The following is an 8795-nucleotide window of genomic DNA, read 5'->3' on the forward strand; positions in this document are numbered from 1 at the left end:
CCCCGCAACGCCCGTTGGAAGGGCGAATATCCAGCACTCAACGAAGTGGGTGTCAGCCCACTCGCCACTTCTGGGCGGCCGTGCCGTTGCACGTCCAGATCTGCAGCTGCGTGCCGTTCGCGCTGTTGCCGTTCGGGACGTCCACGCACTTGTTCGCGAGGATCGAGACCAGGTCCCCCGCGCCGCTGAGCGTGAACCGCTGGGCCGCGTTGCCGCTGCAGTTGGCGAGCTGGACCGCCGTGCCGTCCGCGGTGTTGGCCCAGGCGACGTCCATGCACTTGCCGCCGGCGCGCAGGGTGCCGTCGGAGTGGAACGTCCAGCGCTGCGCCGCCGTGCCGTTGCAGGTCCAGATCTGCAGGCGCTTGCCGTCGGTGAACTCGGAGTTGGGCACGTCGATGCACTTGCCGCCCACGCCGATCAGGGCCTGCCCGCCGCCGCCCGACGTCGTCGTGAGCTGCAGCCCGTAGGCGCTCAGGATGGGGTTCACCGGCTGGTAGATGAACCGGCCGCCCGACGAGCAGTCGCCGATCCGGCCGGACGTGACGCCCTGCGCCTGGTCGCCCGAGAGCACCGAGCCGCCGGAGTCACCGCCCTCGGCACACGCCGAGCCCGTCGCCATACCGGGGATGTCGCCGTTGCCGTAGTTGATGGTGACGTTCTTCTCCTGGATGACGCCGCAGCGCCAGCCCGTCGTGCGGCCGGAGCGGCACACCGTCGCGCCGATCCCCTGCTCCGCCGAGCCGGCCACCGCCGCCGTCCCGCCCGCGTAGTTGTTGACGCGCGGGGTGGGCGTCCAGTTGCTGTTGGTGGCCACCCACGCCCAGTCGCGGCCCGGGAACACCGACGCGCGGTAGGTGCCGAGCGCCGCGCCGTCGGGCGCGTTGACGGGGTTGCCGGCCGCGCCGCAGTGCCCCGCGGTCACGAACCCGCCCTGCACGGCGAACCCGATCGAGCACAGCGTGACGAACCCGTCTCCCGTCGGCCGGTGGAACTCGTCGCCGCCGCGGATGTCGCGCGCGAGCTCGGGCGCGACCTTCGACCTCTCGATCCGCACGACGCCGTCCGGCAGGTCCGCCTCGGCGATCATCGCCCTGGCCGCCGCGACGTCGGCGGCCTGGACGACCACCTCGTTGGTGGTCGGGTCCGCGTACCAGGCGTGCACCGACGGGCCGGCGCCCACCTCGTCCAGGGACTCCTTCCACGACGTGAGCGCCTCGAGGCTGTGCGGGACGACGACGGCGTCGGCGCCCGCCCGCTCGGCGACCCTGGCGGCCGCGCGGGTGGTGACGGCGACCCGGGGCGCGTCAGCGCCCTCGGGCAGCCAGGTGCCCGCGTAGGCACCACCGAGCCGGGAAGCGAGGTGGGCCTCGACGATCGCGGCCTCGGCGTCGAGCGCGAGCCGGTCCGGGATCTCGGCGCGGGTGAGCCCGAGGTCCCGCACCATCGCGCGGACCTGGGCGTCGGGGAGCTCGGCGCCGGACCGGGCGCCGAGCTGGGTGGTGCCGGACTGGCTCGTGCCTGCCGCCGTCGCCGAGGGCGGCGCTGCCCCCACCGCGGCGGCTCCGGTGAACGTTGTACCGACGACGATCGCGGCAGCCGACAGCGCTATCAGAGAGCGGGAGGCTCTCAAGGATCGTGACATGGTGTGCTCCTCATCAGGCCTGGGGAACCGGGTGCCTGGGAGCGTATTGACGCCGCGTCACCACCAGAACGGGTGGGACGGCGTCGTGTGGAAAGTACCTATCACCCCTTATGTGCCCCAGCGGCGGGCCCGGGGACGGGGGATGACGTCAGCGCGGCGGGCGTTCCCCGCTCCCCCGGGCGACCACCCGGGTCGGCAGCACGACGAGCTCGGCGGGCCGCGCGGGGTCCGCCGACCGTGCGACGGCGAGCTCGGCCGCACGCCGGCCCATCTCCACGGCGTCGTAGGCCACGACGGTGACACCCAGCAGGTCGGCGAGCTCGAAGTCGTCGAAGCCGACGACCGCCACGTCGGAGCCGCCCGGCGCGTCCCGCAGCGCCTGGAGCGTCCCGACGGTCACGCGGTTGTTCGCGGCGAGGACCGCGGTGGGCGGCTCCGGGTCCGCGAACAGCTCCACCACCAGGTCGCGCGCGGCCGCGACGGAGTGGGCGCCCGAGCGGTGCAGCCGCTCGGCGTCGGGCACCCCGGCGTCGCGCATGGTCGCGAGGAACTCGGTGCTGCGCTCCTGGTAGGTCCACAGGTGCGGCTCGTCGCCCACGAAGGCGATGCGGCGGTGCCCCCGGGCGAGCAGGTGCTCGACGGCGGATCGCGTGCCGCCACGGTTGTCGATGACCACCGTGTCGACGTCCATCCCGGCCGCCGGCCGGTCCACGGCCACCACGGTCAGCCCGGCGTCGATCTCGCCCTGCAGCGCCGAGTGGTCGGCGCCGGCCGGCGTCACGATCAGCGCGCCGACGCGCCGTTCGAGCAGCTCGCCGGTCAGCGACCCCTCGCGCGCGGGGTCCTCGTCGGACGACGCGGTCAGCAGCTGCAGCCCGTGCTCCCGCAGCTCCCGCTCGATACCGCTGGCGAGGGCCGAGTAGAACTGGTTGGCGAGGTCGCCGGTGATGAAGCCGACCAGGCGCGAGAAGCCGCCACGCGCGAGGTCCGCGGCCACCGCGTTGCGCCTGAAGCCCAGCGAGGTGGCGGCGTCCTGCACCCGCTCGCGCGTGGCCGCTGCCACGTTGGGCTCGCCGTTGAGCACGCGGGACGCCGTCTTCAGGCTCACCCCTGCGGCCTCGGCCACCACTGCCAGCGTCGGACGACGGATCATGTCAGGCCTCCCGGCGCTTGCGCAGCAGCATGTCGATGATGATCGCCAGCAGCAGCACGGCGCCGGTCACCATGTAGCGGGCCGCCTGGTCGACGTTCATCAGCGTCAGCCCGTTCGCGATGGACTGGATCACGAGCACCCCGAGCACCGCGGACCACGCGCTGCCCCGGCCGCCGAACAGGCTGGTCCCGCCGATCACGGCAGCGGCGATCGCCACGAGATAGGTGTCCGCCCCTCCGGTGCCCTGGTTGGCGGCGCCCAGGCGGCCCGCCGCGAGCACGCCGCCGAGCGCGGCGAGGGTCGAGCAGGCCACGAAGCACAGCACGACGGTGCGCCGCACGGGGACGCCCGCGAGCATCGCCGCCCGCCGGTCACCGCCCACCGCGCGCACGGACCGGCCCCACCGCGTGCGGCGCAGCAGCACGTCGGTGACCACCACCAGCAGCGCGAACAGGAGCACCGACCAGCCGATGCCGCGCGCTGTGCCCGCGTACAGGTAGGCCACTATCGCGGACAGCACAGCGGCCAGGACGAGGGTACGGACGACGATCTGCGGCACGCTCGCGCAGGCGAGGTCCGCCCGCCGGCGCCGGGCGCGGGCGGCGACCTGCAGGGCCGCCGAGACGGCCACCGTCCCCGCGACAAGTGCCCAGGCGACCGCCGGCGGCAGGAACCCCTGCTGCACCGAGCGGACGAACCACGACTCGAACGGCAGGTTGATCGAGCCCAGCGGGCCGAGCACCCGCAGCTGCACCCCGGCGAGGAACAGCAGCCCGGCCAGGGTGAACACGAAGCTGGGCAGCCCGAGCCGCGTCGAGAGCGCGCCGTAGCCCAGCCCGACCACCACGCCGCAGGCCAGGGCGGCGAGGATCGCGACGGCCACCGGCCAGCCGAGGGTCACGGAGCCGACGGCGACCACCGCCGCCGCGAGCCCGCTGAGCGACCCGACGGACAGGTCGATCTGGCCCACGAGCAGCACCAGCACTACGCCGAGCGCTATGACGCCGACGGGGGCGCTCTGCAGCGTGAGGTTGACGAGGTTCTCGGGTGCGAGGAAGGCGGGGTTGACGGCGCCGAGGATCAGCCAGATGCCGGCGAGCGCTGCGACGATCGGCAGCAGGCTGGTACGGCCGCGCATGCGCTGCCAGACGGCGCCGGGCAGGCCCGCGCCGGTGACGCCCGGTTGTGCGCTCATCGGCATGCCGCCCGGTCGGGTCCGGCCGGCGTGCTCCCGGCCGGCTTGCTGCCAGACGGCTTGCTGCCGGTCTGCTTGCTCCCGGTCTGCTTGCTCCCGGGCCGGACGGCCCCCGTCATAGCGGCGAGCAGGTCCTCGTAGGACGCGTCGCCGTCGAACACGTCGTGCACCCGGCCGAGGCGCAGCACGAGGATCCGGTCGGCGACCGCCTGCAGGTCGCCCGCCTGATGGCTGACCAGGACCACGGCGTGGCCACGCTCCCGCAGCCGGACGATCAGGTTGAGCACCTCGGCGGTCTGGCGCACGCCGAGGGACGCCGTCGGCTCGTCGAGGACGACGACGCGCGGCGAGCCGAGCAGCGCCCTGGCCACCGCGACGACCTGCCGCTGGCCGCCGGACAGGGTGCGCACCGGTTCGCGCACGGTCGGCACGCTGGCAGCGAGCTGGTCGAGCAGGCGCCAGGCCTCGCGTTCCATGGCCACCTCGTCGAGCAGGGGCCCGCGCCGGGTCTCGTGCCCGAGGAACAGGTTCTCGACGACGTCGAGGTCGTCGACGAGGGCCAGCTCCTGGAACACCGCGGCGATGCCGAGCGCGCGGGCGGCAGCGGGCGAGCCCAGCACCACGGGGCGCCCGTCGAGCAGCACCTGGCCGGCGTCCGGCCGGTGGGCGCCCGCCAGAACACCCGCGAGCGTGGACTTGCCCGCGCCGTTGTCGCCGACGACGGCCAGCACCTCGTGCTCGTGCACGTCGGCGTCGACGTCGACGAGCGCACGCACGCCCCCGAACCGCTTGGACACGCCCCGCAGGGAGAGCACCGGGTCGCTCATGACTCCTCCTGCCCGATCAGGCCCGCACGCTCGCACGCGGCCTCGTACGCGGGCACGCAGATCTGCTCGGTGGAGTAGACCCGTCCGTCGACGATCACGTGCCGGACGTCGGCGGCGGCGACCGCGCGGGGTGCCAGCAGCATGGTCGGCACGCCCTCGATGACGACGCTCGCACGGGGGTCCTCGCCGCGCAGCACACGCACGGCCAGCTCGGCGGCCGTCTGGGCCTGCTGGTCGGTCGCCTTGTAGACGGTCATGTACTGGTCCCCCGCGATGATCCGCTGGACCGCGGCGAGCTCGCCGTCCTGCCCGGTGGTGACGGGCACGGGGTCGAGGCCGGCCGCCTTGGCCGCGGCGATCGCGCCGCCCGCCATGCCGTCGTTGGCGGCGAGGATGCCGTCGACCTGGCCCGGGTACCTGGTCAGCATCGCCTCGGTCCACTCGGTGGCCTTGTCGGGGCTCCAGTCGGGCGTGTAGTGCTCGGCGAGCACGTCGATGTCCTCTCCTTCGAGGGCGCGGCGGGTGCCGGCCGCGATAGCGAGCGCGTTCGGCTCGGTGGCCGAGCCGTGCACCAGCAGCACCCCGGGCCGGCCGTCGTCGGAGCCCGCCGGGCCGTCGCCGTCCCGTGCGTCCGCTCGCTCGTTGGCTCTCTCCTTGACCGCGCCGACCAGGGCCGAGCCCAGCAGGAAGCCGATGAACTCGTAGTCGTACGACACGTAGTAGTCCGCGCCGTCCACGAACCGATCGTAGGCGATCACCTGCGCTCCGAGCCTCTTGGCCTGGACCACTATCCCGACGGCGGCGACGGTGTCGACGGCGTCGAGCACCAGCACGTCGGCGCCCTGCGCGAGCATCGACTCCGCCTGCTGGAGCTGGGCCGCTGCGTCCTGCCCCGCGTTGGCGTACAGGACCGTGCAGCCGGGACACCGGCGGTCGACGACCGAGACGAAGGTCGGCCGATCGGAGGCCTCGTACCGGGCGGTCTGCGCCTCGGGCAGCAGCAGCCCGATGGTCCCCTCGTGCGCGGCCCCCTCACTCCCGGCCGACCCCCCGACCCCGCCGACCCCGCCGCCGGAACACCCCCCGACCAAAAGCCCGACCGCCACAACCCACCCCACAACCCGCTGCGCGCGGGTCCGTTGAGTGCTGGGTATTTGTGCGCTCGAAACGGTTCGACGGCGCAAATACCCAGCACTCAACTGGCCGAGGATCGGGGCGGTCACTGGCCCACTCCTAAGGAGCCGAACATGCGGGCCTGGTCGAGGGCCGCCGCCAGGGCGCCGCGGACGCCCGCGTCGGCGCCCAGGGTCGACGGGATCACCTCGACCGGGCCGCGGGACGTCGCGACGATGCGCTGGCCGAGCGCGGTGCGCAGCGGTTCGAGCAGCACGTCCCCCGCCTCGGCGAGGGTCCCGCCGATCACCACGACGTCGGGGTCGACGAGGTTGCACAGGTTGGCCAGCGCGATGCCGAGGTGCCGGCCGGCGTCGAACACGACGCGGCGGCAGCCGGCGTCGCCGTCGAGCGCGCGGGCCACGAGGTCGGCGAGGGTGAGGTGCCCCGCCTCCGGCGGGAGCATCGACAGGAGGCTGGTGGCGCCCACCAGCATCTCGAGGCAGCCGCGGTTGCCGCAGCGGCAGACCGGGCCGTGCTCGTCGACGGACACGTGCCCGATCTCGCCGGCCACCCCGGACCTGCCGTGCACCGCCCGGCCGCCGAGTACCAGCCCGCCGCCCACGCCGTGCGAGACCCTGACGTAGGCGACCGAGTCGTAGCCCGCTCCCGCGCCGAACCGGGCCTCCGCGATCGCGGCGAGCGTCGAGTCGTTGTCGGCGGTCACCGGGACGTCGAGCTCGGCGCCGAGGATCTCGTCGACGTGCACGCCGTCCCAGCCGCGCATCATGCCGACGGTCACCACCTGGCCGGTGCGGATGTCGACGGGTGCCGGCACCCCGACGCCGACGGCGAGCAGCTCGGACGGGTCGGCGTCCACCGCCTCCATCATCTCCCTGACCAGCATCGCGACGCGCTGCAGGCCGGCGTCGGCGCGGTGGTCGGGGGCGAGCGGCATGCGCTGCTCGGCCAGGACCCGCATGGACGCGTCGGAGAGCGCGACGCTGAGCGAGCGCATGCCGAACCGGATGCCCGCGACCACACCGAGGTTGCGCGCGAGGGTCACCTGGAGCGCGCGGCGGCCGTTGCGCGTGGACTGCGCGGTGTGGAGCACACCGGCGGTGGTGAGCTCCTTGACGATGTTCGAGATGGTGGCTGGGGACAGCCCTGTGACGCCGGCCAGCTCGATCTGCGTGAGCGAGCCACGCTGCTGGACGGCGCTCACGATACGGGCTCGGTTGGCCTCACGGAGTGAGGTCTGCGAACCCGGTGTTACCCGATCCGCGCGCACAGCGCCCAGGGTAACCGCCTTCCGGGGCAATGTGGGGGTTTGGATACACGAACTGAACCTTCAGGTCACGATCCGGCGTCGCTTGCGTTCAATTCTTGACACCAAAGCGGACCGGTCGTTCGATAGGAGCCGGGTTCACGGGCGTACAGGCGCGCCCGGCCGGTCGCAGGAACGACGTAGTCCTGGGCGCGAAGTGACTTCACCTTCGGCGCGCACCACGACGTCGCCCGGGTCGGTGCTCCAGCGACCGAGGAAGGTTGAGGGACCCCAGATGCGTTCGAACCGGAGGATTACCGCGACGGTGGCGACAGCCGCCGTGCTCGGTCTCACGCTGGCCGCGTGCGGCGGCGGCAACACGGGTGGCGACAACGGTGGCGACGGCGGCGGCAGCCAGGTCGAGGTGTTCACCTGGTGGGCGGCCGGCTCCGAGAAGGCAGGCCTCGACGCCCTGGTCGGCGAGTTCGAGAAGCAGCACCCCGACATCGAGTTCGTCAACGGCGCCGTCGCCGGTGGTGCGGGCTCCGCCGCGAAGGACCTGCTCCAGACCCGCCTGCAGGCGCAGGACCCGCCGGACACGTTCCAGGCCCACGCCGGCGCCGAGCTGCAGGACTACATCGACGCCGCGCAGATCGAGGACGTCTCCGACCTCTACGACGAGTTCGGGCTGACGGACGCGTTCCCGGCCGACCTGGTCGACCGCCTCTCGTCGGACGACGGCGCGATCTACTCGATCCCGTCGAACATCCACCGCGCGAACGTCGTCTGGGCCAACCCGACGGTGCTCGAGGAGAACGGCATCGACCCCGAAGCCGAGTACGAGGACCTCGACGCGTGGATCGCCGACCTGGAGACCCTCGACGCCGCGGGCGTCACGCCGCTCTCGGTGGGCACCACCTGGACCCAGGTGCACCTGCTCGAGACGGTGCTGCTCGCCAGCCTGGGCGCCGACGCGTACAGCGGGCTGTGGGACGGCAGCACCGACTGGGAGGGCGCGGAGGTCACCGCGGCGCTCGAGAACTTCGAGACCCTCATGGGCTTCACCAACGACGACCGCGACGGTCTCGACTGGCCGGAGGCGACCCAGATGGTGATCGACGGCGGCGCCGCGTTCAACGTCATGGGCGACTGGGCGGTCGCGGCCTTCGAGGAGCAGGACAAGACGCTGGGCACCGACTTCACGGCGGCCCCGGTCCCTGGCACCGACGGGACGTTCGACTTCCTCGCCGACTCCTTCACGCTGCCGGTCGGCGCCCCCGACCCCGAGGGCGCCAAGGCGTGGCTCGAGACCGTCGGCTCGCTCGAGGGCCAGGTCGCGTTCAACAAGGCGAAGGGCTCCATCCCCGCCCGCACCGACGCCGACCCCGCGGACTTCTCGGAGTACCAGCAGACCGCCATCGAGTCGTTCGCGAACGACACGATCGTGTCCTCGCTGGCCCACGGCGCGGCCACCCCGGTGGCGACCCTCAACGCGATCTCCGACGCGACGAGCAAGTTCACCACCGGCGCGTCCGACCTGGCCGGGTTCCAGTCCGAGCTGGCGGCCGCCGCACAGGGCTGAGCGCCGCCGTAGGTCG

Annotated in this window: 7 protein-coding genes; 1 reads left to right on the forward strand and 6 read right to left on the reverse strand. The window is 73.3% G+C overall.

The annotated features are described in order from the left end of the window. Nucleotides 1-52: 52 nt before the first annotated feature. From ACFWE2_RS12145 to ACFWE2_RS12170, 6 genes are all read right to left on the reverse strand, one after another. Complete coding sequence (locus ACFWE2_RS12145; protein WP_377224485.1) at nt 53-1642, reverse strand: ricin-type beta-trefoil lectin domain protein; 1590 nt, start codon at nt 1640-1642, stop codon at nt 53-55. A 148-nt stretch (nt 1643-1790) separates the two neighbouring features. Next, nucleotides 1791-2795 carry a LacI family DNA-binding transcriptional regulator gene (locus tag ACFWE2_RS12150; RefSeq protein ID WP_377224486.1) on the reverse strand — a complete coding sequence of 335 codons (1005 nt, stop codon included), beginning with the start codon at nt 2793-2795 and terminating at the stop codon, nt 1791-1793. A 1-nt stretch (nt 2796) separates the two neighbouring features. After that, nucleotides 2797-3990, reverse strand: coding sequence for a sugar ABC transporter permease (locus tag ACFWE2_RS12155; RefSeq protein WP_377224487.1), 1194 nt, complete (start codon nt 3988-3990; stop codon nt 2797-2799). Then, nucleotides 3987-4817, reverse strand: coding sequence for an ATP-binding cassette domain-containing protein (locus ACFWE2_RS12160; RefSeq protein ID WP_377224488.1), 831 nt, complete (start codon nt 4815-4817; stop codon nt 3987-3989). The genes ACFWE2_RS12155 and ACFWE2_RS12160 overlap by 4 nt, the downstream gene beginning before the upstream one ends. Then, nucleotides 4814-5908: a substrate-binding domain-containing protein gene (locus tag ACFWE2_RS12165; protein ID WP_377224489.1), complete on the reverse strand. Its 1095-nt coding sequence runs from the start codon at nt 5906-5908 to the stop codon at nt 4814-4816. Before ACFWE2_RS12165 ends, ACFWE2_RS12160 begins: the two co-directional genes overlap by 4 nt. A gap of 128 nt (nt 5909-6036) precedes the next feature. Further along, nucleotides 6037-7155 carry an ROK family transcriptional regulator gene (locus ACFWE2_RS12170; RefSeq protein WP_377224490.1) on the reverse strand — a complete coding sequence of 373 codons (1119 nt, stop codon included), beginning with the start codon at nt 7153-7155 and terminating at the stop codon, nt 6037-6039. Between the two features lie 337 nt (nt 7156-7492). Here ACFWE2_RS12170 and ACFWE2_RS12175 point away from each other — a divergent pair, with 337 nt between their 5' ends. Continuing rightward, a complete protein-coding gene (locus ACFWE2_RS12175) occupies nt 7493-8779 on the forward strand; it encodes an ABC transporter substrate-binding protein (protein WP_377224491.1) in 1287 nt (428 codons plus the stop codon). The last annotated feature ends 16 nt before the right edge of the window (nt 8780-8795 follow it).

Source organism: Promicromonospora sp. NPDC060271 (assembly GCF_042726755.1).
Lineage (GTDB): Bacteria > Actinomycetota > Actinomycetes > Actinomycetales > Cellulomonadaceae > Promicromonospora.

Excerpts from the sequence above, each read along its gene's own strand:
- ACFWE2_RS12145 (WP_377224485.1), bottom strand. The coding sequence starts at position 1,642 with ATGTCACGATCCTTGAGAGCCTCCCGCTCTCTGATAGCGCTGTCGGCT.
- ACFWE2_RS12150 (WP_377224486.1), bottom strand. The coding sequence starts at position 2,795 with ATGATCCGTCGTCCGACGCTGGCAGTGGTGGCCGAGGCCGCAGGGGTG.
- ACFWE2_RS12155 (WP_377224487.1), bottom strand. The coding sequence starts at position 3,990 with ATGAGCGCACAACCGGGCGTCACCGGCGCGGGCCTGCCCGGCGCCGTC.
- ACFWE2_RS12160 (WP_377224488.1), bottom strand. The coding sequence starts at position 4,817 with ATGAGCGACCCGGTGCTCTCCCTGCGGGGCGTGTCCAAGCGGTTCGGG.
- ACFWE2_RS12175 (WP_377224491.1), top strand. The coding sequence starts at position 7,493 with ATGCGTTCGAACCGGAGGATTACCGCGACGGTGGCGACAGCCGCCGTG.